Origin of the sequence: Sinorhizobium psoraleae, from assembly GCF_013283645.1 — a bacterium.
GTDB classification, from domain to species: domain Bacteria; phylum Pseudomonadota; class Alphaproteobacteria; order Rhizobiales; family Rhizobiaceae; genus Sinorhizobium; species Sinorhizobium psoraleae.
In genome coordinates this window covers 90558-114269 of sequence record NZ_JABEKV010000010.1, presented here as the reverse complement: position 1 = coordinate 114269, position 23712 = coordinate 90558, and the positions used below count along the sequence as shown (strand labels likewise).

The 23712-nt window shown below is 61.5% G+C and carries 18 protein-coding genes and 5 pseudogenes; 13 read left to right on the top strand and 10 right to left on the bottom strand.

Translation table 11 applies throughout. The features are described from left to right. Positions 1-151 precede the first annotated feature (151 nt). The 3 genes from msrC to ILFOPFJJ_RS30875 all read left to right on the top strand — a co-directional run bounded on the left by msrC (position 152) and on the right by ILFOPFJJ_RS30875 (position 4554). Positions 152-640: a free L-methionine (R)-S-oxide reductase MsrC gene (gene msrC, locus ILFOPFJJ_RS30885; protein ID WP_173514300.1), complete on the top strand. Its 489-nt coding sequence runs from the start codon at positions 152-154 to the stop codon at positions 638-640. A 70-nt stretch (positions 641-710) separates the two neighbouring features. Further along, complete coding sequence (locus ILFOPFJJ_RS30880; RefSeq protein WP_173514299.1) at positions 711-1730, top strand: alcohol dehydrogenase; 1020 nt, start codon at positions 711-713, stop codon at positions 1728-1730. Between the two features lie 922 nt (positions 1731-2652). Then, complete coding sequence (locus tag ILFOPFJJ_RS30875) at positions 2653-4554, top strand: potassium transporter Kup (protein WP_173514298.1); 1902 nt, start codon at positions 2653-2655, stop codon at positions 4552-4554. Between the two features lie 245 nt (positions 4555-4799). Here ILFOPFJJ_RS30875 and ILFOPFJJ_RS36645 read toward each other — a convergent pair whose 3' ends face one another. Together ILFOPFJJ_RS36645 and ILFOPFJJ_RS30865 are read right to left on the bottom strand one after the other, a co-directional pair. Then, positions 4800-4970, bottom strand: a complete 171-nt coding sequence (locus ILFOPFJJ_RS36645) for an SRPBCC family protein (RefSeq protein ID WP_210267659.1) — start codon at positions 4968-4970, stop codon at positions 4800-4802. 579 nt (positions 4971-5549) lie between these two features. Beyond that, complete coding sequence (locus ILFOPFJJ_RS30865; protein WP_173514297.1) at positions 5550-6428, bottom strand: LysR substrate-binding domain-containing protein; 879 nt, start codon at positions 6426-6428, stop codon at positions 5550-5552. 111 nt (positions 6429-6539) lie between these two features. Between ILFOPFJJ_RS30865 and ILFOPFJJ_RS30860 the strand changes: the two genes are divergently transcribed. The 6 genes and pseudogenes from ILFOPFJJ_RS30860 to ILFOPFJJ_RS36335 form a co-directional block, all read left to right on the top strand. Then, positions 6540-8066, top strand: a complete 1527-nt coding sequence (locus ILFOPFJJ_RS30860; protein ID WP_173514296.1) for an ABC transporter substrate-binding protein — start codon at positions 6540-6542, stop codon at positions 8064-8066. 66 nt (positions 8067-8132) lie between these two features. After that, positions 8133-8804 carry a dimethylsulfonioproprionate lyase family protein gene (locus ILFOPFJJ_RS30855; RefSeq protein ID WP_173514295.1) on the top strand — a complete coding sequence of 224 codons (672 nt, stop codon included), beginning with the start codon at positions 8133-8135 and terminating at the stop codon, positions 8802-8804. Next, positions 8801-9754, top strand: a complete 954-nt coding sequence (locus ILFOPFJJ_RS30850) for an ABC transporter permease (RefSeq protein WP_173514294.1) — start codon at positions 8801-8803, stop codon at positions 9752-9754. The genes ILFOPFJJ_RS30855 and ILFOPFJJ_RS30850 overlap by 4 nt, the downstream gene beginning before the upstream one ends. After that, complete coding sequence (locus ILFOPFJJ_RS30845; protein WP_173514293.1) at positions 9751-10638, top strand: ABC transporter permease; 888 nt, start codon at positions 9751-9753, stop codon at positions 10636-10638. The genes ILFOPFJJ_RS30850 and ILFOPFJJ_RS30845 overlap by 4 nt, the downstream gene beginning before the upstream one ends. 2 nt (positions 10639-10640) lie before the next feature. Continuing rightward, positions 10641-12686 (top strand): ABC transporter ATP-binding protein, encoded by a 2046-nt coding sequence (locus ILFOPFJJ_RS30840; RefSeq protein WP_173514292.1) that lies wholly within the window; start codon positions 10641-10643, stop codon positions 12684-12686. A 39-nt stretch (positions 12687-12725) separates the two neighbouring features. Beyond that, positions 12726-12891, top strand: a pseudogene (locus ILFOPFJJ_RS36335) (short-chain dehydrogenase); the annotation flags it as partial. 38 nt (positions 12892-12929) lie between these two features. Here ILFOPFJJ_RS36335 and ILFOPFJJ_RS36640 read toward each other — a convergent pair. Continuing rightward, positions 12930-13115: a hypothetical protein gene (locus ILFOPFJJ_RS36640; RefSeq protein WP_376741481.1), complete on the bottom strand. Its 186-nt coding sequence runs from the start codon at positions 13113-13115 to the stop codon at positions 12930-12932. A 32-nt stretch (positions 13116-13147) separates the two neighbouring features. On the opposite strand from ILFOPFJJ_RS36640, the gene ILFOPFJJ_RS34770 reads away from it, so the two are divergent. The 3 genes and pseudogenes from ILFOPFJJ_RS34770 to ILFOPFJJ_RS35555 form a co-directional block, all read left to right on the top strand. Further along, positions 13148-13366, top strand: a complete 219-nt coding sequence (locus ILFOPFJJ_RS34770; protein WP_210267658.1) for a hypothetical protein — start codon at positions 13148-13150, stop codon at positions 13364-13366. A 73-nt stretch (positions 13367-13439) separates the two neighbouring features. Next, positions 13440-13912 (top strand): annotated as a pseudogene (locus ILFOPFJJ_RS35560) (helix-turn-helix transcriptional regulator). Between the two features lie 13 nt (positions 13913-13925). Further along, positions 13926-14107 (top strand): annotated as a pseudogene (locus ILFOPFJJ_RS35555) (MucR family transcriptional regulator); the annotation flags it as partial. 169 nt (positions 14108-14276) lie between these two features. On the opposite strand, the pseudogene ILFOPFJJ_RS36635 reads toward ILFOPFJJ_RS35555, so the two are convergent. After that, positions 14277-14377: pseudogene (locus ILFOPFJJ_RS36635) on the bottom strand (3'-5' exonuclease); the annotation flags it as partial. Between the two features lie 170 nt (positions 14378-14547). Next, on the bottom strand, positions 14548-16332 hold the full coding sequence (locus ILFOPFJJ_RS30830) for a trimethylamine N-oxide permease (protein WP_173514291.1): 1785 nt from the start codon (positions 16330-16332) through the stop codon (positions 14548-14550). 256 nt (positions 16333-16588) lie between these two features. On the opposite strand from ILFOPFJJ_RS30830, the gene ILFOPFJJ_RS30825 reads away from it, so the two are divergent. Beyond that, complete coding sequence (locus ILFOPFJJ_RS30825) at positions 16589-18958, top strand: trimethylamine N-oxide demethylase (RefSeq protein ID WP_173514290.1); 2370 nt, start codon at positions 16589-16591, stop codon at positions 18956-18958. A gap of 51 nt (positions 18959-19009) precedes the next feature. On the opposite strand, the pseudogene ILFOPFJJ_RS30820 reads toward ILFOPFJJ_RS30825, so the two are convergent. The 5 genes and pseudogenes from ILFOPFJJ_RS30820 to ILFOPFJJ_RS30800 all read right to left on the bottom strand — a co-directional run bounded on the left by ILFOPFJJ_RS30820 (position 19010) and on the right by ILFOPFJJ_RS30800 (position 23701). Then, a pseudogene (locus tag ILFOPFJJ_RS30820) lies at positions 19010-19562 on the bottom strand (PAS domain-containing protein). Between the two features lie 121 nt (positions 19563-19683). Beyond that, positions 19684-21021, bottom strand: coding sequence for a trimethylamine monooxygenase (locus ILFOPFJJ_RS30815; protein WP_173514289.1), 1338 nt, complete (start codon positions 21019-21021; stop codon positions 19684-19686). Between the two features lie 46 nt (positions 21022-21067). After that, the gene (locus ILFOPFJJ_RS30810) at positions 21068-22108 is read right to left on the bottom strand and encodes a heme-dependent oxidative N-demethylase family protein (RefSeq protein WP_173514288.1); all 1041 of its coding nucleotides are present in this window, start codon (positions 22106-22108) and stop codon (positions 21068-21070) included. 22 nt (positions 22109-22130) lie between these two features. Then, positions 22131-23099, bottom strand: coding sequence for a PDR/VanB family oxidoreductase (locus ILFOPFJJ_RS30805; protein ID WP_173514287.1), 969 nt, complete (start codon positions 23097-23099; stop codon positions 22131-22133). Further along, positions 23096-23701 carry a dimethylamine monooxygenase subunit DmmA family protein gene (locus tag ILFOPFJJ_RS30800; RefSeq protein ID WP_173514286.1) on the bottom strand — a complete coding sequence of 202 codons (606 nt, stop codon included), beginning with the start codon at positions 23699-23701 and terminating at the stop codon, positions 23096-23098. Before ILFOPFJJ_RS30800 ends, ILFOPFJJ_RS30805 begins: the two co-directional genes overlap by 4 nt. Between the last annotated feature and the right edge of the window lie 11 nt (positions 23702-23712).

Here is a 23712-nt window from a genome sequence, read left to right as displayed (position 1 = left end):
CGCTACCGCTCGGCCGCTGGCGCGGGTATTATCTATCGACGGTCATGCGTGTGCATGCCTACCTCCATCGCAAGAAAGGCGATCAATCGAACGCAGAATATTGGTACCGCCGCTGCGCCACCGCACCGTCAATCTTAACGCTTGATGAGGAATGGGAAGAGTGATTGTAGTCGATGACAAAGTCGCTCTCTACCGGGACCTGGCGCAGCAACTAGGCGGCCTCATCGGCGACGAGCGCGATGCGATCGCGAATGCTGCCAATACCGCGGCGCTCTTGTTCACGAGCCTCCCCGATTTGAACTGGGCCGGCTTTTACTTCTTGCGATCGCCCGAAGAGCTGGTCCTGGGACCGTTCCAGGGCAAGCCGGCGTGTGTGCGCATCGCTGTGGGTCGCGGCGCCTGTGGGACAGCGGTCGAACGGCGGCAGTCCATGCTGGTCGAGGACGTGCACGCCTTTGTCGATCACATCGCCTGTGATGCAGCCTCGCGCTCGGAGCTTGTGGTGCCGTTGATCCGGGATCGTCGAATTCTTGGTGTCATCGACCTCGACAGCCCCCTGCTCGCGCGCTTCGATCTCGACGATCAACGCGGCATCGAAGCGATTGCAGCAATTTACGTGAAGGCCACTGCTGACCCTTAGGCGGCACATGACTTTCAACGCGGTTAACCGATACTGTCACCCGATGCAACGCAAACTACGGGAGGCTCACATGCCACGCATGCGTGCTGTTCAAGTGAAAAACGCCAACGGACCATTCGAGCTTGTCGAACGCGAAATTCCGACCCCAGCTGCGGGCCAGGTCCTGATCAAGGTCCAGGCGTGCGGGATATGTCACAGCGATGCTTTCACCAAAATGGGGGCTTTCCCGGGCATTACCTTTCCGCGCGTGCCGGGCCACGAAGTTGTGGGCGTCATCGACAAGGTCGGCGAGCGTGTGCCCAATTGGAAGCCCGGGCAACGGGTCGGGGTTGGCTGGCACGGTGGCCATTGTGGCCATTGTCCGTCCTGCCGCCATGGCGATTTCATTACATGTGCGAACGGGCAAATTCCCGGCATCACCTATGATGGCGGCTATGCCGATTACATGATCGCGCCTTTCGAAGCCCTGGCTGCGATCCCAGATGATCTGCAGGCCGCCGAGGCTGCGCCTCTCCTGTGCGCTGGAATCACGACCTACAATGCATTGCGGAACGGCGGGATCCGTGCAGGCGATACTGTCGCGGTGCTTGGTATCGGCGGTCTCGGTCATCTCGGTGTTCAGTTTGCCGCCAAGATGGGCTGCCGCACGGTCGCCATCGCGCGGGGCGCCGATAAGGGGCCGCTGGCGCGCAAGCTCGGCGCTCATCACTATTTCGATAGCACCACCCAGGATGTCGCCACCGAGCTGAACAAGCTGGGTGGAGCTCGCGTGATCCTCTCCACGGTCACCAACTCGCAGGCGGTAAGCGCGGTGCTTGGCGGACTGGCCGTTGATGGCAAGATGATCGTCGTTGGCGCTTCACCCGATCCCATCGAGGTCTCGCCGTTCCTGCTGATCGGCGGTCGCCGGGCGATCCAGGGGTGGCCCTCTGGAACCTCGACGGATTCTGAAGAAACTTTGGCTTTCAGCGCCCTCGCCAACATTCGGCCGATGATCGAAACGATGCCGCTTGAGCGGGCGGCCGAAGCCTATGAGCGGATGATGAGCGGCGCAGCCCGGTTCCGGATGGTGATAACGACCGGGCAATAGTCCGGTTGTGACGCATGTGAGGAAACGTCAGGCGCGTTGTAGTCGCGGGACTTCCCACCGGTCACGGCACCGCTGCCCGTTCATGGACGAGATCAAGGCATCAGGAGCCCGTGATGCTCCGGGTGTCCTCCGGTTTCGGGAGTGGGGGAGATTCTGGGTCGAGTTGGAGAACTGGGGCTGGGGCCCCGTGCCAATGCCTGAGTTTCGCAAGCAACGAATCGATCTCGGAAAATCATTCCACGCGTCCTCGACCCTGCGGGGTTTTCACACAGCCACCATCCACCCCACGACGCTCGTGAAGGCGAATTCTCGACCCGTTGCGGACACCCGCCAAAAGTCCCCGAATGCCCGGTGCTAGCATGGAAGCGGCCTCCAGAGCGGTTGCAAGTGCGAGGGGCAGATAACCTACGATGCCTGCTGGCATCGGGCGCAGCAACTCCTAGCTTGTGCGACAGGCGCATGTACACCGGATTGCTCAGAAGCTCGCTTGACGCCGGCGTGACGATGATCGAGGGAAGTGCCGGGACAGCGCCGCGCATGGCAAACGCCAGGACAACCAGCGGTCGCGGGTGGCGGGCATCGAGGCGCGTGCCCAGCGGGGGCATCGAGCCGTCATAAGATAGGCTGCAGGGACTGGACGAGCACCGTCCGCCGCGTCGGGTTAGCGCGTGACGGTACCATCCTTATCGGCCCTTTCTGAGCTCGTGTTTCTGGAAGGAACAGGCTCGCTCTTTATGAAATCTTTACGCGCGCAACTGAAATCCCCAATCGAATCCAGACCTCATACGGACGTAAGGTAGACGCAAAGCGGTCTGCAAACGCATATATGGCCCACTCGGTACAGCGTGCTGGCACAAGATCCTGACCACCTCGCACTTGGGCTTTGCGGATAATCGCAGAGCGAGGCATTTTCGGAGAGCCGATGACGGCGTCCATGGACCATACGCCCGCGCAGACAAACAACCTGCGTCAATTTTTGGTGCTCACCCTTGGTTCGGTCGGCGTCGTGTACGGCGATATCGGGACGAGCCCACTGTATGCCTTCCGCGAGGCACTCCGTCCCTTTGCCGCAGGAGGGGTCGAGCGCGGGGAGGTCATCGGCCTCATTTCGCTGATGCTCTGGGCGCTGACGATCATCGTGAGCTGCAAATACGTGCTGTTTCTGCTGCGCGCCGACAATGACGGTGAGGGTGGGATGCTGGCCCTGCTGGCCCTGTTGATGAAGAAGGCACCCCGCCAGACAGCGATCATGCTTATGGTTGGAATCTTGGGTGCCGCCCTCTTTATCGGCGATGCAATGATCACGCCGGCGCTTTCCGTCCTTTCGGCCGTGGAGGGGCTCAAGCTCGTCACGCCAGCGTTTCAGGATTACGTGCTACCGATCTCTGTGGCGATCATAGTGCTGTTGTTTGCCATCCAGTCCCGCGGCACAGGAGCCGTGTCGAACCTGTTCGGACCGATCACCCTCGTTTGGTTTATCGCCATGGGAGCGGCCGGCATTGCCCACATCGGCGACGATTTGGGGATTCTGGCGGCCGTCAATCCGGTTCACGCCGTGACCTTTTTATGGAACGGCGGCCTCGTCGGTTTTATCGTCCTCGGCGCCGTATTCTTGACAGTGACAGGAGCCGAGGCGCTCTATGCCGATCTTGGACACTTCGGTCGCCGGCCAATCCAGGCGGCTTGGTTTGCAGTCGTGTTTCCGGCACTGGCCTTGAATTATGTCGGACAGGGCGCCCTGGTGCTGTCGCATCCCGAAGCTATCTCTGATCCGTTTTTTCTGATGTTTCCAAGCTGGGCTCTGTTGCCGATCGTGATTCTGGCAACCGCAGCAACTATCATCGCCAGCCAGGCAGTGATCACCGGAGCGTTTTCACTCGTACGACAAGCGATTCACCTCGGATTCCTGCCGAGGTTTGAGATCTGCTACACCTCGGAAACGCAGACGGGACAGATTTACCTGCCATTGGTCAACACCGCGCTCCTGGTCGGCGTGCTTGTTCTCATGCTCGTGTTCGGCAGTTCCGAGTCGCTTGCCACGGCCTATGGTGTATCGGTCACTGGCGCCATGGTCGTCACCACCATTCTCGCCATCGAATTCGTCCGCCATCAGTGGAACTGGCGCATATGGACTGCGACTGCGGTCCTGCTTCCTCTGTTCCTGCTCGAGCTCACTTTTCTCGGTGCCAACCTCTTCAAGATCCATGACGGCGGCTACGTGCCCATCCTCTTCGCCGGCCTAGTGATGACGCTGATGTGGACCTGGCGCAAAGGCGTCCGGATTCTGCGTGAGAAGACCGCCCGCCAGGATGTTGCGCTCGACACGTTCATAGCCGCGGTCGAGCGAAAATCCGAACACGCCCCTGCCGTGGTCCCGGGAACCGCAATCTTCCTGACCGCAACACCCGATATGACCCCGGCCGTTCTGTTGCACAACATCAAGCACAATCACGTATTGCACGAGCACAACGTCATCCTGACGATCAAGACCGCCAGGGTGCCTTATGTCCCGGAAGAGGACCGCTACACGCTTACAAAACTCTCCGACCGGTTCAGCAAACTTGAACTGCGTTTCGGCTTCATGGACGACCCGAACGTCTCGCGGGCGCTTGCGCGCTGTCGCAAGGAGGGCTTCAAGTTCGAGATCATGACGACGTCGTTCTATCTCGGCCGCCGCAAACTGGTCGCAGACCCGCTGTCGGGCATGCCGAAATGGCAGGACAAGCTATTCATCGCGATGGCGGACTCGGCGATCGACCCGACCGATTATTTCCATTTGCCCGCAAATCGGGTCGTCGAACTCGGCGAGCAAGTCATCGTTTAGTCTCGCGGACTCCAGGAACCTAAATCCGTGCGCCTCACCGGCTGGCCGAGTTTGGCCATTTTTGCTTGGCCGCTTCCGCCGGTGGAGTTTTCGCCTCGACCCGCTTCAGGGCAGCATCGATCTTCGCGATGTCGGGGCGGCTGGTGTCGCGAATATGCAGGAGCTGATCCTGTCGCTATGCGCTTAGCCGTTGCTCTGTAAGACGCTGTCGAGTGCTCGCGCAAGGCGATCGAGCAAGCCGGGCCTCATTCCGTCGAAGGCCTGGCGCCCCATCGGTGTGTCGAGGCTGAACCCCTCTGTTGCAGGCTCAGGTGTGTTCCGTTTCCTTCGGGCGTCAACCACCAGGTAATCGTCGTGTCGAGCACGTCCGCGGCGAAAAGGTAACGCAGCAGACGCTCCGGCTCGACTTCGAGCACCTTGCAACGCTGCTTGCCTCACGGACCCATGTCGAGCTCGAACCTGGCCGGCCACTGGCTTGACGTCCCCCGCCCACCATTGTGCGTGGAGTTGTTGGATAAGGACACTCAACAACCCAACCCACGCGAAACTCCCGCGTTACCTCGGCACGGAGAATACGCATCATGCATTTCTGGTGGTAGAGGCGCCGCTCATGGCGTTGGCGACGTAGAACCGAGCCCTGGCGCAACCGACCTCTTTCGACTCCCGCCCGATTGCCGGCGGCGTCGAAGATGTCGGCACGAACGCTCCTTTCGTCGTCGCTTCATGCCGCGCAGGCGGCGGACCTGCGCCTGAAGGAGCATCCGGAGCGGAAGCTCGCGACAGCGACGACCTCGTTCCATGATGCGCTCCGGCAAAAGGTGCCGTTCCTGGATCGGGACCGATCCATGACTCCCGACATCGCCACTGGAACGGTTTTCCTGAAGGATTATGCGCTGACGGGGCTGAGCTGCTCCGGTATCGAGCGCGCCAGCATCTCCCGCCTCCCCGGCTCGCAACGTCGCTGTTGCGGGCCGTTTGTCATCCGTCGCGCGCCGTCACACCTGGCTCTGGATCCATTGCAGGAATTTGCGGATGGCCTTCTCGCCGGCGCGCCGCTCCAGGTGCACGAGATACCATCCACCGGGCTGCATAACGTCAGAGGCAAGCGGGGTCACGAGGTTGCCGTGGGCAATATCTACCTCGACCAGGAATTGCGGAACGACAACCACGCCCTGTCCATTGGCGGCCGCCTCGATGGCGAGCAGGTTGCTGTCGAAGAGCGGCGAGGATTTTTGCGAGAGGCCGGTCGCCCCCACGTTGGCGGCCCAGGTGGCCGCGTCCTCGGTGGTTCCGCTGACCGCAAGAAACGAGAAATGCCGCAGGTCATCAGGCGTCTTGATGGCTTTGGCGATCGCTGGCGAGCAGACGCCGACGAGCCGCTCGCGACGCAGCAGGGTATAGGTGAGGTTCGGCCTATTTGGCGCCCGCGTATAGATGAGGCCGATATCGGCGCGGTCCGGATTGAATTCCCAGTCGAGAAGGCTTGCATCGAGGTTCACGGCAATCTCGGGGGAAGCTTGCTTGAACGTCTGGAGACGCGGTATCAGCCATCGGACAGCGACGGTGACATAGACCTGCACGGTCAGCGCCGCGGGCGTGTTGGTCTGGCGAATGAGGTCGGTGGTCAGCGCGATCCTGTCGAGTGCATCCTGCACCACGGGAAAGTAGATTGCGCCCTCTCGGCTCAGTTCCACTCGGCCCGGCAGCCGCAGAAACAGCGGGGTGCCGAGATTGCGCTCCAGCGAGGCAATCTGATGGCTGATCGCGGACTGCGTGACGCGCAGCTCCTCAGCCGCCGACTTGAAGCTCATCAGCCGCGCGGCAGCTTCGAATGCCCGCAGCGTCGTCAACGGAGGCAAAGTGCGCCGGACCATGCTCACAAACCCACATGAATTCTACTCATGTAGACGTTAATTCTAATCGTTTGCAAGGAGCCGGGCCCATTTTCATACTCCCAGAATAATCGATAATAAGGGAACACAAAAATGAAGCGAGATCTTCTGAAAGGCACGGCCCTTGCCGTGACTATGACAGCCTGTTCGCTCTCCGCAAACGCCGTGTTTGCACAGCAAGGCTGCGTGCGCGTCCTCGGCTACGAATCCGACGGCGAGAAGCAGACCATGGACCCGGCGGCCCTCATCGGCACGGACAGCGTCTATCATATCCGAGCGGTTTACGAGCCACTTGTCGATCGCAACAACGCGATGCAGCCCGTGCCGGCACTTGCTGAATCCTGGAAATCCAATGCCGACGCAACGGAATGGACTTTCCACTTGCGCAACGGCGTCAAGTTCCACGACGGCTCCGATTTCGACGCCAAGGACGTGGTCTATTCCTATCGCCGCCTGCTCGATCCCGCCGTCTCGCCGGGCGGTTTTTCGACGCTTGCCTTCCTTGATGCGGACGGCATCACCGCCGTCGACGACCATACGGTGCGCTTCAAGGTAAAAGAGCCGGTCGTCGAACTGCCAATGTTGATCGCGACCAAATATGCACTGATGGTTTCGGACGGGGCCAAACCCGAGGACCTGCGCGTCAAGGGCAATGGCACCGGGCCTTTCCTGCAAGAAACTTTCACCATAAATGGCGCCGTGCGCGTGATGCGGCGCAATCCGAACTACTGGCGCACCGGCCTGCCGAAGGCCGAGTGCCTGGAGATCACCACCAGCCTCGAGCCGACCTCGCGGCTTTCCGCGCTGCTCTCCGGCACGGTCGACCTGTCGCTGACGGTCGATCCACCGAGCCTCCTTACACTCAAGGACAATCCCGCTGTCGAGCTCGTCACGACGCCAGGTGCGACGTCGCTCTATCTTGCGGTCTGGACGGACACACCGCCCTTTGACAACATCAAGGTCCGCGAAGCCATGAGGCTGGTGATGGATCGGCAGAAGATCCTCGACACCGTGCTGCTCGGCTATGGCGAGGTTGGCGGCGATACACCGATCCCACTCTCCTCGCCGTTCGGCCTCGGCACGCCGGCAAAAGCGGCGGACGTCGAGAAAGCCAAGACCCTTCTCGCCGAAGCGGGGCATCCAGACGGAATCGATTTCGACCTTTACACCTCCGACTCCTATCCCGGCATGATGCTGCTTGCGCAGGTCTATGCCCAGATGGCTGCTGAGGCCGGCATCCGCGTCAACGTCATCACGTCGCCGGCGGAAGGCTACTGGGATACGGTCTGGCTGAAGAAGCCGGCGGTCATCTCCTACACCAGCGCCCGCCCGCCGGCCGAGGCCCTGACGCTCTCGCTGAACAGCAAGTCAGAATGGAACGAGACTCACTGGAAGCGGGACGATTTCGACGCGCTTGTCGTTAAGGCCGGGCAGACCGCCGACGAGACGGAGCGCAACAAGCTCTACCGCGATGCCCAGCGGATCGTCGCCGACGAAGGCGGGATGATCCTGCCGGTCTTCACCTCTGTCGTGGCGGGTCTGCGCAGAGGCTGCACGGGCTATCAGCCTAATGTCGATGTGAACCGCATCGATTATGCCGAACTGGCCTGCGCCGACTAACGCCCACCCCACTCCCGAGACAACCGCATCCACGGGGCAGCCCGTCCCGTGGAAGAGGATAGCTGCATGACGACTTCCGCTTTGACGACCTTTCTCAACTGTTTTGCCGATGCGCTCGATCGCGATGCGCGAACCGTATCGCGATCCCATGCCGTCCGACTGCGCCGGATTGCGGAACACCTGCCGCCGGTAAACGACGTGCCGCAGAGCCGCGTACCGATCCAGGCGACCTGCGAGGTCGAGCTTGCCGGCTACAGCGCCCAGTCGCCGCTCGCCCTGGCACTTGCCGCGCTTCTGCCTGCCATCCATATGACCCGCAGCAAGAGCTATCTCGCCAACCCGCCGAGCAGCGATTTCGGGGAAAACTATGGATACGGCGTCATCTGTGGCCCAGACAATGGTCCTCCGGCGCTAATCAAGGACGAGGAAATTGCGTTCGGATTGATGTTCCTGGGGCCGGAGACCCATTACCCGCTCCACCACCATCCCGCTGATGAGCTATACTACACCGTCACCGGCCCCTCTTTTTGGCGAGCGAGTGATGCAGACTGGGACATGCGGGGCATCGATGAAACCATCCATCACGTGCCGTGGCTACCCCATGCTACACTTTCGGCCGACAGGCCCTTGGTGCTCCTTTACGTGTGGGAAGGAGATCTCGAAACCGATGCAGCCTTCATTCCCGACGTGCTGACGGCGAAGGCCGCCCTGCTCTCAGAGGGAGTGGACACAAAATGAGCATACCTCGTCTCCTGGCCAGCCGGGTCCTCTTTTCGGCGCTGACGCTTTTTCTCGTGTCGATCCTGATCTTCCTGATCCTCGAGGCGCTTCCCGGCGACGTTGCCACGCGCATACTCGGCCGTGACGCAACTGCCAAGGCGCTGGCGGTGCTGCGCGGCCAGCTCCACCTCGATCAGCCGGCGCTGGTCCGTTACCTCCATTGGCTCGGCGACTTCCTGCGCGGCGATCTCGGCGTGTCGATTGCCACCGGTCGATCGATCGCCGACGTTCTCGGACCCCGCATCGTTAACACGCTGCTTCTGTCGCTCTTCGCCTTCACGATCTATCTCGTCTTGGCGCTCGTTCCGGCGATTATTCAGGCGGTGAACCGCGGCAAGGCGGTCGACAACGTCATTTCGGTGATCACGCTGCTCCTGCTGTCGCTGCCCGACTTTTTGCTCGCGACCATCCTGCTCTTCCTCTTCGCCGTCGCCGTGCCGATCCTGCCGGCGCTTGCGACGATCTCGGAGGCCAGTACCTGGCAAGAGATGCTGCGCGCCATGGTTCTGCCCGCCGTGACACTCGCCATCATGATGGCCGTCTATGCCATCCGCGTGCTGCGCGACAGCCTGATCGAAGTGTTGCGCTCGGACTATGTGCGCCTCGCCGAACTAAAGGGTTTACGTCCCCGCGCCGTGCTCTTTCGCCATGCCCTGCCGAACGCCATCGTACCGGCACTCAACGTCACCGCGCTGAACCTCGGATTCCTGATTGGCGGCGTCGTCATCGTCGAGCGGGTGTTCTCTTATCCCGGCTTTGGCACACTGCTGATCGATGCGCTGCAACTGCGCGATATTCCCCTCATCAAGGCGACCGTGATGATCAGCGCCGCCGTTTATGTCGGCGCCAATCTCGTGGCGGATATCTTAGCCGTCCTGCTTCAACCGCGCCTGAGGACAAGCCGATGAGCATGATTACCGCCCGTTCATCCAATAGGTTCGCCTGGTTCGGCACGGAGCGCTGGAGCGTCACGCCCGGACCCTTCAAGGTCGGCGCGGTCATCCTCCTTGTCCATGTGCTCTTTGCGATCGGGGGTGCCTTCTGGACCCCGCACGGCTTTGCCGAAATGGGAACGGGCCTGCCGCTTTCCGGCGCATCCTGGCAGCATCCAATGGGTCTTGACCAGATCGGCCGCGATGTCTTCAGCCGCTTCATGTACGGCGCGCATATCGTGCTGATGCTTTCCTTCGCCGGCACGATATTGGGCATGGTTGCCGGCACCACGCTCGGCCTCCTATCGGGCTACATCGGCGGCTGGTTCGACGAGATCACCCAGCGCATCGTCGAGGCGATGATCAGCATTCCCTTCCTGGCGCTTGCACTGGTGACCATCATCGCCGCCGGCCCGGCGCTCGCCGGCGAGCCGGTGCTCATCGTATTCGTCGTCGGCCTCGTTTACGCGCCGCGGATTACCCGCATCGCCCGGGCCGCCGCCATGGAGATCGCGACGCGGGAATATGTCGCCGTGGCGGAGCTGCGTGGCGAAGGCATCTGGTCGATCGTGTTCCGCGAGATCCTTCCCAATGCCGCCAACGTGCTGCTCGTCGAATTCTCGCTGCGCCTCAGCTATGCCCCGATTCTCATCGGGGCACTCGGCTTTCTGGGTTTCGGCATCCGCCCGCCGACGCCTGAATGGGGCCTGATGATCAGCGAGAACCGCAACCTTCTGATCGCCTCGCCCGTGACGGTCTTCGGCCCGGGCCTCGGCCTTGCCTCCCTTGTCATCGGATTCAACCTGTTCACCGATGGGCTGTCGCGCATGCTCGGCCAGCGGCCCGTCCCAGGAGCGTGACCATGCAAAAGCTCATCGAAGTCCGCAATCTTAACATCGCCTATGGCGGCGCGGCCGGCTGGACCAACGTCGTGCAAGGCGTCTCCTTCGAGATCGCCCGCGGCGAGGCCTTTGGGCTCGTCGGAGAATCCGGCTGCGGCAAATCCACCGTCGCCTACCGCATGCTAGGCTACGGCACGATCAACAGCTTCGTTCAGACCGGCGAGGTTCTGTTCGACGGCACCGATCTCCTGAAGCTCGATGCCACGTCACTGACGCGCCTGCGCGGCAACCGCATCGCGCTCGTGCCGCAGAACCCGACGACCTCACTCAGCCCCGGCATGCGGGTCGGCTCGCAGGTCCGCGAGATGATCGCGACGCACAAGGCCCTGCCGGACGGCATGACGATGGGGCAACGCATCGTCGAACTCTTTGCGCTGGTCGGCCTACCGGATGTCAGCCACCGTTATCCGCACGAGCTCTCCGGCGGCCAGCAGCAGCGCGTGACGATCGCGATGGCCGTCGCCTGCAATCCCGATCTCCTGGTACTCGACGAGCCGACGACTGGCCTCGACGCCACCACCCAGCGCCAGATTATCCAGCTTCTTTCCGATCTGAGAACCCGCATCGGCATGGCGATGCTCTACGTCACGCATGATCTCGCGCTCCTTGCCCAAATCGCTGACCGCGTGGGCGTCATGTATGCAGGCCAACTCGTCGAGGTCGCCTCCGGCGACACGCTCCTCTCGGCCCCCGCCCATCCCTACTCCCGCGGCCTGATCGCCTCGATCCCCACCATGGACGGCGCGAAGCGGCAGGCGCGCGGACTGCGCGGTGTGCTTCGCCGCGACCAGATGTCAACTGGATGCAAGTTCGAGCCACGCTGCGATTTCGCGACAACCGCCTGCCGTACCACGCCACAGGTGCTCGAACCGATCGCCGGCGCGCGATCCGTCGCCTGCATACGATGGCAGGAAGTCGCGGCACCGCAACCGCTCACTCTTGTCGCCAGAACGGACGGCGAGGTCTCTGCTAAACCGGAGCGCCTGCTCTCGGTTGCCGACCTCACGCTCTCTTATCGAAAGCCGAGCCTCGTCGACAAACTTCTTGGCCGGACAAACCCTTCTGTGGTCCGCGACATCGACCTCGAACTTTGTGCCGGTGAAGTGGTCGCGCTCGTTGGGGAATCCGGCAGCGGCAAGTCGACAATCGCGCGGGCGATCAGCGGTCGCCTGCCACCCCGCGCAGGTCTCATCAGCCTCGAAGGCGGCCTGCTCCCGCCGACGGTGAAGGATCGTTCCGTCGAACAGTTGCGGCAGATCCAGTACATCTTCCAGAACCCCGACGCGTCGCTCAATCCCCGTCGCCGCATCCGGTCGATCCTCACGCGTCCGCTCAACCATTTCGGCCTTGAGGCTGGCGAGAATACGCTCGAAGCGGTGCTGGAAAATGTTGGCCTCCACGCCGGTTATCTCGATCGTTTCCCCGAACAGCTCTCGGGCGGCGAACGCCAGCGCATCGCCATTGCCCGCGCGCTGCTGGTCAATCCCAAACTGTTGATTTGCGACGAGATTCTGTCCGCGCTCGACGTCTCGGTGCAGGCACGGATCGTCGAGCTATTGCGCTCACTCAAGGAAAAGCATGCCGTCGCGATGCTCTTCATCTCGCATGACCTTGCCGTCGTGCAGCAGCTGGCCGACCGGGTGGCAGTGCTCTATCGCGGCGAGCTCATGCAGATGAGCGATACCGCCTCACTGCTCAGCGCGCCCCTCCACCCCTATACCGAGATCCTGCTGGAAGCCGCGCCGGGCCTCAAGAAGGACGGTTACGTCTCTCGCCTACCGGCCATGCCCGCGTCGAAGGCGGCACCAGGCGTCGGCTGTCCCCTCGCCGGCCGTTGTCCGCGCCAGGTCGGCAGCCTTTGCGCAGACGTCCGGCCGCCCCTCCATGCGACCGGAGGCGGATTCATCCGTTGCCACATACCGGCCGACGAGCTGGCCAGCCGCACAGTCTCGCCGGAACACAAGCGATCGGCTGGCACAGACGGGATTCGTGTCCTGAACTCGTGACCCTTTCGGGTCAGGCCGGTTCTTCTCGCATAACAGTCTCAACGCTCGGGCCGAACCATTGCCGACCTCGACAAGCTTGTGCTGTTCGGGTGGATTGGCAGGCCGGAAAGAGGTCGCGGTCCTCGTCGCTTTCCTCGCCTCCGATGAGGCAGTGTTCACGTGCGGCTCTGTTGTGGAAATAACGGGGGCGCGAGCCCTGGCTTGAGGCACGCGTGAGGTATTGCTACCTAGAGTCTGTCAGATCTACGTTGAAACATAACCTGCATGCCTGAGATAGTCGGCGCATTCGTGCGGGCTGAAGGCTTTGAGAACTTCGCCGAGGCGCCTCCATGTCGCGTCGACGCTACGCTCGTCGGCCTTGCGCAGCAGGGTTTTGAGTTTGGCGAACCTTATCTCGATGGGATTGCGATCGGGGCTGTAGGACGGCAGGAAGAACAGATGGGCGCCGGGATCGCGGATGGTTGCGCGCCAGCTTGCCTGTGGCTGCCGAGATTGTCGAGGATGACGATATCGCCCCGATTGAGGGTTGGTGCCAGGCGTTGCTCGACCCCGGCGGTGAAGGCGGTGGCGTTGATCGGGCCGTCAGCACGAAGGGCGCGACGATGCGGTCGTGGCGCAGCCCGGCGAGGAAGGTCAGCGTCTTCCAATGGCCATGCGCGATCAGCGGCTGGCCGCGCTGACACCAGCCGCGCGTGCGGGCCAAGTCGATGTTGATGGGTCTTCCAGCGGCTTTGGAACCGCGCCACCTTCGGCCTGTCCCGCTCGCTGGCGATCAGAATAACCGACCCGAAATTTGACAGGCCGGTCTTCCGCCAGCCGGGTTTCGACGGCATCCTTACCGCAAAGGAGATGGATGAAAAGATCTCGGCCTGGCTCAAAAAAACGCGCGAAGCCAAGTGCATCTCCCGCGCCGATTTAGCGCATTTGCTAGGACTCTCCGTATCTGTTTCCGGGAGGTACGAGCGAGGCTCAGAAGCTCGGATGTCGATCCCGCGCCTGATTCATCTCTGTGAGATCATGGGCTTTATGCCTGTCGACATGATCTTTGACACAGCGCCGCACTTGTGGGCAAGACGCCGGAGGAAGCAGAGGATCGCCTGACATTGACGAAGCTCATCGAACGATTGCCGCATGACACCATGCGCGCTCTGATCCGGCGTCTGAAACGCATGACCCCGGGCGAACCATCGGCCGACGCTGTCGCCACCAGAGGAACGGAGACTTGAGCTCACCAGCTGAATCGTGTCCGCCTGTTTGAGCCGCGATGTCATTCCCGCCGGCGAGTTCCTCCCTCTTTTCCAGCAAACCTACGACTCGCTAGATCGGACTTCTCGACCATCCAGAACCGAGCCTCCGCCGAGGAGCAACGCCCCGCAGTCCCGATCAAGAAATCCGTGACAGAGGACTTCATCATCTGCCTACTAGGTTGTCTAGGTTCGAAAGGCGCCCGGGACCGGCCTCGTCCTGCACCGACGGGCGGCATCCCGCTTGGACGCGAAGGAGGACGAGCGGCGCAAGCGCAGCCCAAAGCGCCGCCGCCCCGATATGCGGGAGGTGACGCCCACTGCTCGTGTGTCGATCGAAGTTCAGTCAGGCCTTGAAGCGATCGAAGCGGTCAGGCGATTCACCGACGGGCCGGCTTCATTCCACCGGTAGATCTCCGATCTCAAGAAGCGGAGCTCTCGTGCGAGGCGAAAAGATCGAATGTGCTGGCTTGGACGGTGCGTTCTTCGCGCACTGTCGGCTCCGGCGGTCGCAGCACTTGGAATCAGTGACATGATCCAGGATAATTGAAACCGCCGGGCCTTGCCCGTGCAAACTGCGATTCACCAAACATGCTGTTTTATGGGTGGAAACTAGACTAGGCAGGAAGCTGGAACACCGCATTGGCGACCAGCACAATTGCAAGTCCAGCGACAAGCGCGGCATAGGGGAGTATACCGGCCTTCTTCACACCGAGGTCCTGCCCCACAAGACCGAGATCGTCCATCGCACCTGCCGGGAACTTGCCGCCATCTCGAACGTAATGACGATAGGCAAAGACCGGCAGTATGACGGCGGCGAACGCGAAACCAACCCAGAGCGCATTGGCATAGCCCCAGACCTTGGCGCCTGCGCCGAGGAAAAGCGCATTCACGAAGGCCAGCACGGTATTGAGGCCGATAAGCCACGTCGGCGCCTTCCACGGCCGCTCGATATGGCCCGAATCCATCCGGTGAATCCACCCTGAATTCAGGTTCAGGAAGTTGAAGATGATGTAGCCCACATTCGAAACGGCCAAAACGAAGAAATAGCCGCCGACATCCGACGCGATCGCCAGGAGGAAGAGGTTGAAGGCGAAGTCCGTCCACATGGCGCGGGTGGGTGCACCGTTTTCATTCACGTGGTCCAGATACTTCGGCAGCCAGCCGTCCTTGGAACCTTGATAGAGGGTACGGGACGACCCGGCCATCGCGGTCATGATGGCGAGGAACAGCGCCATGATCATCAGGATCACCAGAACCTGGGTGAGGATGCGTCCGCCCCCGATCAATCCGGCCAGCGCTTCCGCGACACCGGTCCCGTCGACGATGCCTGGCGCCAGCATGCCCGTGTGGCCGAGCACACCCTGGAAGGCGAAGGGAACGAGGAAGAAGAACAGGCAGCACGCCAGGCCGGAATAGAAGATCGCCTTGAACGTGTCGGTCTTCGGATTCTTGAGTTCGCGGGTGTAGCAAACCGCCGTCTCGAAGCCGTAAGTCGACCAGGCGGCAATGTAGAGGCCACCCAGAAAGAGCGTCCAGCCGCCGTTGCTCCACGTACCATCCTCGCCGGAATAGGCGGCGCTCGGCGGCACGAGGCCCGTGACGTTGGTCATCTGGATCGCGCCGGTAATAATCGGGAAGATGCCGATCAAGGCGAGGGGCACGAGAACGATGATCGCGAGCCATTTCTGCACGCTGGCGGTTTCCTGGATCCCGCGGTGCTGGATCGCGAAGATGATCAGCATGAGGACTGCCCCGATGAAGAACGTCGCGTTGAGATTGGCCGTAGCCAGGAAGGGTATGCCGAAGCTTGCCAGCGACCAGTTGCGCACGGCGGGTGTCAGCGCGGCCACGGCGTCTGCGCCGAGCAACGCTTTGACCGCCTCGTCCGGCGTCCCGCCGGCGTGTGCCGCCAGCCATTCCGCCACACGCGGACTATCAGCCGCGACGGATGAGGCGTGCGCGGCAATCCAGTCGAGAACCGGCCGGGAATCGGCGGCGGGGATCGGAAAAAGCGCATTCAGGATGTAGCCGGCGGCAATCGCGCAGCCAAGCGAGAGCACGGGCGACCAGGCAAACCAGTTACACCAGACCGAAAGCGGCGCAATGAATTTGGAATAGCGCAGCCACGCCGTCGCCCCATAGACCGAGGCACCTCCTGACTTGTTGCCGAACATGCCGGCGATTTCCGCATAGGTGAAGGACTGCAGGAAGCCCATGATCATCGAAATGATCCAGACGGCAAAGGCAAGCTTTCCAGTCGTTCCTGCAATGCCTCCGATCGAGAAAAGGACGAGTGGCGGCACCCCTGCCGCCACCCAGAATGCGCCCTTCCAGTCAAGCGCACGTATCAACTTGCCTTCCGTGCCGGACGGGATGCCGGCGTCCACTACATCTGTCATCGGTAAAATTCCCCATTTCTAATTGTTCTGGTGTTCCGGACGTATCTTCCGTACGTCTCCCTGAACGCGACCTCCCCAGCCATTCGACCCCGGCCCGGTCGTTCTGATCATCCGCGTTCGCGCGCGGACCTCCGGGTCTCGGATGTTGACACATAGTGAATATTTTTTCTTAGCAGTCAATATCTCCTTTACTTTGCATCGGCATTTTGCGAGCATGATTGGGCGTGCAGCGTCATTCAATCCCGAGAGGGTCAATATGCGAGATCTTCACCCTATGGGGATCGGTGTGCGTCCGATATCCGCAAGCACCGTCCGCTATCCCGGCGTTCCGGCATTGCCCAGCGGCACCGAACGCTACCGGGTCAAGGGCGGCGGATCACTGGTGTTGAGTGTCGAAGCCGGCGACCAAGTGACCGTCATCGACAGTGAGGGTGGGCAGGCTTGCGAGATTTCCTTCGTCGAGGGGAACGGTCGCTTCCAGTCTGCCGGGCTCGGGGCGGCTTTCACCACTGCGGCTGAAGGTCTGAAGGCCATTCTCTCGTCGGACAACGAGAGTGCCGCACGCACGCGGCTCGCCCTTCGGCGCCGCGGCGCCGATCTCGCCGCGGCCGGCGCTCTCAGACTTTTCGGGGAAGCATCGACGCCCGGCAGCAAGGCGGACTTCACGATCACCCTCAAGGGTCTGCTGATCGCCGTCGCACCAGGCCATGCGATGTCACCGGAGGCGCAGGATACCACGACCCCAATCGAGATCCGGGTACGGCGTGGCAGGACCGTCCGCGACTATGCCGCCGCTCTGCCGGAACCATTGGCCGATCCGATTGAAGATATCCGCATCAAGGCGGCGACGGCGTCCGCTTATTTTGTTCGTGCGGGCGAGTTCATTCAGATCATCGACGTGTACGGCAGGCAGTGCACCGACTTCCAGGCCTTTGCCGCACGTAAGGTCGAGAAGGGCCTTGATCTCGCGCTCGATTCCACAGTTACACGCACCTTGCTCGGCCGCAGCTACCCGGCGCCGGGTTTGCCCTCGAGGGCCTTCGATCGCGACTTCGAACCCCTGGTGGAGATCGTTCAAGATACGGTTGGCCGCCACGACGCGTTCGCGACGGCCTGCAATGCGCGCTACTACGACGACATGGGTTATCCCGGCCACATCAACTGTACGGACAACTTCAACGCAGCGCTTGCGCCCTACGGCATTGCGCCGCGCAAAGGGTGGGAGGCACTCAACTACTTCTACAATACCAATATTGATCACGCTAACCAGCTATACCTTGACGAGCCCTGGTCCCGACCGGGCGACTACGTGCTGATGCGGGCGCTTACTGATCTTGTCTGCGTTTCGTCTTCCTGCCCCGACGATATCGACGCGGCGAACGGCTGGGATCCGACAGACATCCACGTCCGTACCTTTTCTGGAAAAGAGAAATTCTCACGAGCGGTAGCCTATCGTATGACCCCCGATTCCGATCCCGAATTGACGCGCGAAACCGCCTTTCACACCCGCCTCTCCGCGCTGACGCGGGATTACACCGAATATCGCGGCTATTGGCTTCCAAACCGCTTCGCCGCCGACGGCGTGGTCGAGGAATACTGGGCCTGCCGCGAAAGGGCCGTGGTGATCGACCTCTCCCCGCTCAGGAAATTCGAGGTGACTGGCCCCGATGCCGAAGAGCTGATGCAATATTGCCTGACGCGCGACGTCCGCAAACTCGCGAACGGCCAGGTCGTCTATTCGGCAATGTGCTATGAAAACGGCGGCATGATCGATGACGGCACGCTCTTCCGGCTCGGCGACAGGAACTTCCGATGGGTCTGCGGCGACGATTACAGCGGCGTCTGGCTGCGCGAGCAGGCGGAGAAGAAGGGCTTGAGGGCTTGGGTACGCTCCTCGACTGCGCAGATGCACAATATCGCTGTCCAGGGTCCGAAGAGCCGCGACATCCTGAAGGAGATCATCTGGACGGCGCCGCGCCAGCCGACCATCGCCGAGCTTGAATGGTTCCGCTTCGCTGTCGGCCGGATCGGCACGTTCGAAGGCCCGCCCGTCGTCGTCTCACGCACCGGCTATACCGGAGAACTCGGCTATGAAATCTTCTGCCATCCGAAGGACGCATTGGCCGTCTTCGATGCCGTCTGGCAGGTCGGAGAGCCGCGCGGGCTGAAGCCGATGGGTCTGGAAGCGCTCGATATGGTGCGTATCGAAGCCGGGCTGATCTTCGCCGATCACGAGTTCACCGACCAGACCGATCCCTTCGAGGCTGGTATCGGCTTCACGGTGCCACTCAAATCGAAGGCCGACGATTTCATCGGCCGCGAGGCGCTGATCCGTCGCAAGGAGCATCCGCGTCATTTGCTGGTGGGCCTCGACGTCAAGGCGAACGATGCCATCGGCCACGGGGATTGCATCCATATCGGCCGCGCGCAGGTCGGCGTCGTTACAAGCGCGATCCGCTCTCCGATCCTCGGCAAGACCATTGCCCTGGCACGGGTCGATGCCATGCACGGAGCGGTTGGAACCGAGGTGGAGATCGGAAAGCTCGACGGCCATCAGAAGCGTCTTCCTGCCGTGATCGTGCCGCTCTCGCACTACGATCCCCAGAAGACGCGGCCGCGATCGTGAGCGGCTGAAGCAATTCCAGGGAAAATGTGTAACGGTTTTCCCAGGATCGCCCTAGATGGGCTTGCGCTGCGCGTCGGAGATCGCGCGCTGCTTTCTCGGAGGAGTTGGCGAGCATGCGCATCTCCGCACCAAGGACCGCGAACCCTGACACGGCCGGGCCGCCTCGATGCCGGCATTGACCGCAAGCAGCTTCAGAGGCGCAGCGACTGCAGGATCTCGCCGGACTTCGAAGCTGCAATGCGCATTTCGGCGGTCTGCGCATCGATGCGTTGGTAAAGCGACCCCGATGTTGACGATGCAGCCTCACTGCCGCCCGTCTCCATCACCCAGATGAAGTGCCCATCCCTGTGGCGGATGCGTTATCCCATCGTCCAATCGGTGCGTCTTTCCAATGCGATCCCAACTAGCCGATCCATAACCGGTACGTCCTCCTCGCACGTTATCAAGGTGAGCTGCGCGTCCGGTTGCCAATGATCTCGTCGGCGCGGTAGCCGAAGATGCGTTCGACGCCGTTGGCCGTCTCCAGCATCGCATCGTTTTCGTCGGCACGGCATCGATAGAGGAACCCGCTCATGCGGCCGAGAATGCTCGTTTGAAAATCCATGGAGCCACGCTCCAACAGAGTTTCGGATCCCGCTCCTCGCCTCATTTCAAGCATGTCGGAAGGGCCAGCAAGCGGCCCTTCCGATTGTTCGGCCGCTTGGGAGGCGGGGGTTGGAAGATCGTCAATCGCGCAGATATTCCTCCATCGAATCGTCGAGCGCTTCGACCCAGGGCGTGTGGTGCTTCGGCGAGAGATTCCCGGTCATCAGCGAGCGGTAGGCATGGTCGCGGAAACCCATAATGTTCTCCGCCTTGTGGTGCTCCCACTCCATGAAGGTCCTGTTGACGCCGTCGATGTCGAAGCTCGGATAGTCGGTCTCGGCGAGCAGCTCCTTCACGTAGTCGCCCTGGAACCAGATCATCTGCTCGGCGTCTTCGAGCGTCTCCTCGCGGGCGCGCCATTTGTCGAAATTTGCCTTCAGTTCATCTTCAGGCGGCAGCTCAATGCGGCCCATCATCACGTCGCGCGCCCACCAGGCCTGCACGTCGAACATGTTGAAGGTGTAAAACTGGTCCTGCATCCCGATGTAGAAGAGCTGGCGGTTGCGATCGAAGATCACCCCCTTGTAGAGGCTGTCGGCCCAGAGGCGGTTGGCGGTCTTCAGGCGCAACTCATCGGGCAGGAACGGGAAGTGGTGCTGGTATCCGGTGCACAAGATCAGCGCGTCGACCTCCTTGCTCGAGCCGTCGGCGAAATGCGCCGTGCGGTTTTCGAGCCTCACCAATAGCGGCCGCTCCTCGAAGTTCTCCGGCCATTTGAAGCCCATCGGCTTGGAACGATAGCTCGTCGTCACCGACTTCGCGCCGTATTTCCAGCATTGCGAGCCGATGTCCTCCGCCGAGTAGCTGCGGCCGACGAGCAGGATGTCCTTTCCCTTGAATTCCAACGCATCGCGGAAGTCGTGGGCGTGCAGGACACGACCGTTGAAGGATTTCACGCCTTCGAAATAGGGGACGTTCGGCGTCGAAAAGTGACCCGTGGCGACGACCACGAAGTCGAACTCCTCATCGTACATGCGGTCGTCGACGCGATCGTGGGCCGTCACCGTGAATTTCTCCCGCGCATCGTCGAACCGGACCATGCGCACCGGCGTGTTGAAGCGCACCCACTGGCGCACATTCGCCTTCTCCACGCGGCCCTTGATATAATCCCAGAGTACGGCCCGCGGAGGATAGGAGGCGATGGGCTTGCCAAAATGCTCCTCGAACGAGTAGTCGGCGAATTCCAGACATTCCTTCGGGCCGTTCGACCAGAGATAGCGATACATGCTGCCGTGAACCGGTTCGCCGTATTCGTCGAGGCCGGTGCGCCAGGTATAGTTCCACAGTCCGCCCCAGTCGGACTGTTTCTCGTAACAGACGATTTCCGGAATCCGGGCGCCCTTCTGGGCGGCCGACTGGAAGGCCCGCAATTGGGCGAGACCGGATGGACCGGCACCGATGACGGCTACTCTTGTCATGAAACATTCCCCTCTTTGCTTGTTGCAGTTGGTGCCGAAAGCAGCCTCAATCCGGAAAGATGCCTGGGCTCGTGGGCGCGCCATCGTCGTGTTTCGAAAGCCATGTAATGGTGTTGTCGCGATACCGGGTCAGCCCCTTGTAGTCGACGAGTTCAGAGGGCAGCGTTTTCAGAACGCGGTGGAGGCGGCGCGCCCATTTTGGCACCGTGACGAGTTCGTTCATGCTTATCAGGTAGCAGCGGATTACGAAGAGGATCGCGTTCGACCTCGGCAGGCGCCACAGGCTCTGCAGTTCGACGCGCAGATGCACCTTCTCGCCGACGTTGTCTGATGTCACGGTCGTTCGGTCCGGCCCCCACTTGTGGTAATTCTCCGGGCTGGTGTCGAGCCGCGGGTTGATCGTCATCGTCCAGTTGAAGCGGCGCGTCGGCTTTCCCAGTTGCAGGTTCAAGAGAAACTTCAGCGCCCGGTCGAAAACGCCGATTTGATGCGCGAGCGGGACCGGACCATGCCACTCCATGAAGTTCATGCCGATATCGAAATCGAGCGACCAGTCGGCCTGCGTCGTGACCATGCCGGCATCCATCCAGAGATTGTCGTTGCGCTGGTCGACAATGCAGAAATCTCCCTGGGCCTGGCGGGTGATGTATTCGAAAGGTTCGCAGGACAACGTCGAGGCGTCGCCGAAGGTGAAGGTGTCGTCGATGCCGAGCGGACGGTTGATCCAGCGCCATCGATCGCTATTCCTTATAAGTGTGAAGTGCTCCGGATATCCGGCCGCCTGCTCCTCCATCAGCAATTCGAGCGTATCCCATTGCGCCGCCATCATATGCGGCAGCGCCTGATAGCGCAGCGGATCCTCCTTCAGCACCAACGCCCGGTCGTGCATTTCGGCGACGTAGTGCTCGTCCACGTCGATCAGGCTCTCGTAGACCGTGCCCGCCTGGCCGTGCACGTGGGGCTCCATGTTGACCGAGTACATGTACTCGTCCCGATCGAAGGGGAAAGGAAAACGGCGGATGTTGCCGGGACTGTTGCGGTAGGTGAAATCGTCGCGGAATGTTTCTTGCCTGAACACGATTGCCATCGGCTGGCTCCCCTATCGTGATTTATAGATCCAGGGACAGTTTCGTCCCATCGAAGCGCGAGACGCAGATCATGACCTTGCGACCCGATGCCTTCTCTTCCTCGGAAAGGTAGACGTCGTGGTGCGCAAGCACTCCGTTGCACGCGATAACGGCCGTCTCGCACTGGCCGCAGGCGCCGCCGCGACACATGTAAGGCGCATCGATACCGGCCGCTTCCACGGCCTCGAGAATGCTCTCGTGGTCGCCGACGCGGACGACGATCCCGGAGCGTAGCAGCTCCGCATCGAACGCCTTGCCGCTGATCGGAGCGAGAAATCGCTCGGAATGAACATTCGACTTCGGCCAACCGCATTCGCGAGCGGTCCTGAGCACGAAGTCGGTCATCCGGTCGGGACCGCAGACGTAGGCATGCGTCCCCAATGGTTGGTTGTGCAGGAGCGAAGCGACCGGCAGAACGTCGTTTTCGGCACTGAAATAGAGCTTCACCCGATGGGCGCCGTACCGTTCGACCAGTTCCTGCCAATAGGCGCCGTGAGCGCGGGAGCGCATGGCGTAGTGTAGTTCGAACGCGACATTGGCGCGATCGAACTCCGCCATCATCGCCAGGAACGGGGTGATTCCGATCCCACCCGCCAGCAGAATATGCTTGCGCCCGCGCTTGTCGGCATGGAAAAGGTTGACCGGATGACTGATGGTCAGCGCGTCGCCTTCCCTGAGCTTCTCGTGCAGGAATGCAGACCCGCCGCGGGACTCGGCGACCCTCAAGACTGAGATATCGTATCCCGACGTATCGTGGGGCGCCGACATCAACGAATAGGGATTGCGACGTCTGTGACCGTCATCGTCCATGGTGACGATGACGTGGGCGCCGGCCGAAAAGACCGGGAGCGGTTTGCCGTCAGGGCGCACGAGACGAAGTCGCTTTATATTCGCCGCGACGGTATCGATCCGGCTGACCTGGACGGCAATCGCAAGACCCCCGGCGCTCATGCGAACAGTTCCTCCGCCTGCGGAGCCGTTCCGGGTTCCTCGGCATCAATATTGACGCCCTGGAAAGCTCCGAGCCGGCGGGAGTAGTGATCACGCACGAGCAAATCCAGGCCGCAATGGCTGCATTTGAAGGGACTCGTCCTGACATCGTCGGTGATGCCCTTGCAGTGCACGCACTGTACGCGCCGCGCCAGCGAGCCGCGATGCTCGGTGGGAATGGAACTGAAATCCATTCCCATGTCGGTGGCCACCTGCATGCACTGGCCGATGAAACCTTCTCGGCCTGAGATGTAGAGACGCGTGCTCATGGTCGCAGCCGACAACGAGCCCCTGAGCCGGAAGAGCAGGGTTTCTATCGTCGGCCCCTGCCAGAACCGGTCGGTTTTCAGAGCGGCGAGCGCTAGGTCGTGATCGAGACCTTTGGAGCCGGCGGCGACGTAAAGGACCTCGCTGCGGCTAAGCATTGTCTCGGTCAAAGCCGGCTTTTGATCGAGCAGTGCGAGCGCCCCCTCACCCTCAAGTGCAAAGATGTGCCGACGCGCGCAAGGGTCGATTGCGATCCCGCCGTAGACGGGGCGGCTCTTGATACCTTCTACCAGCATCGCAGGCTCCC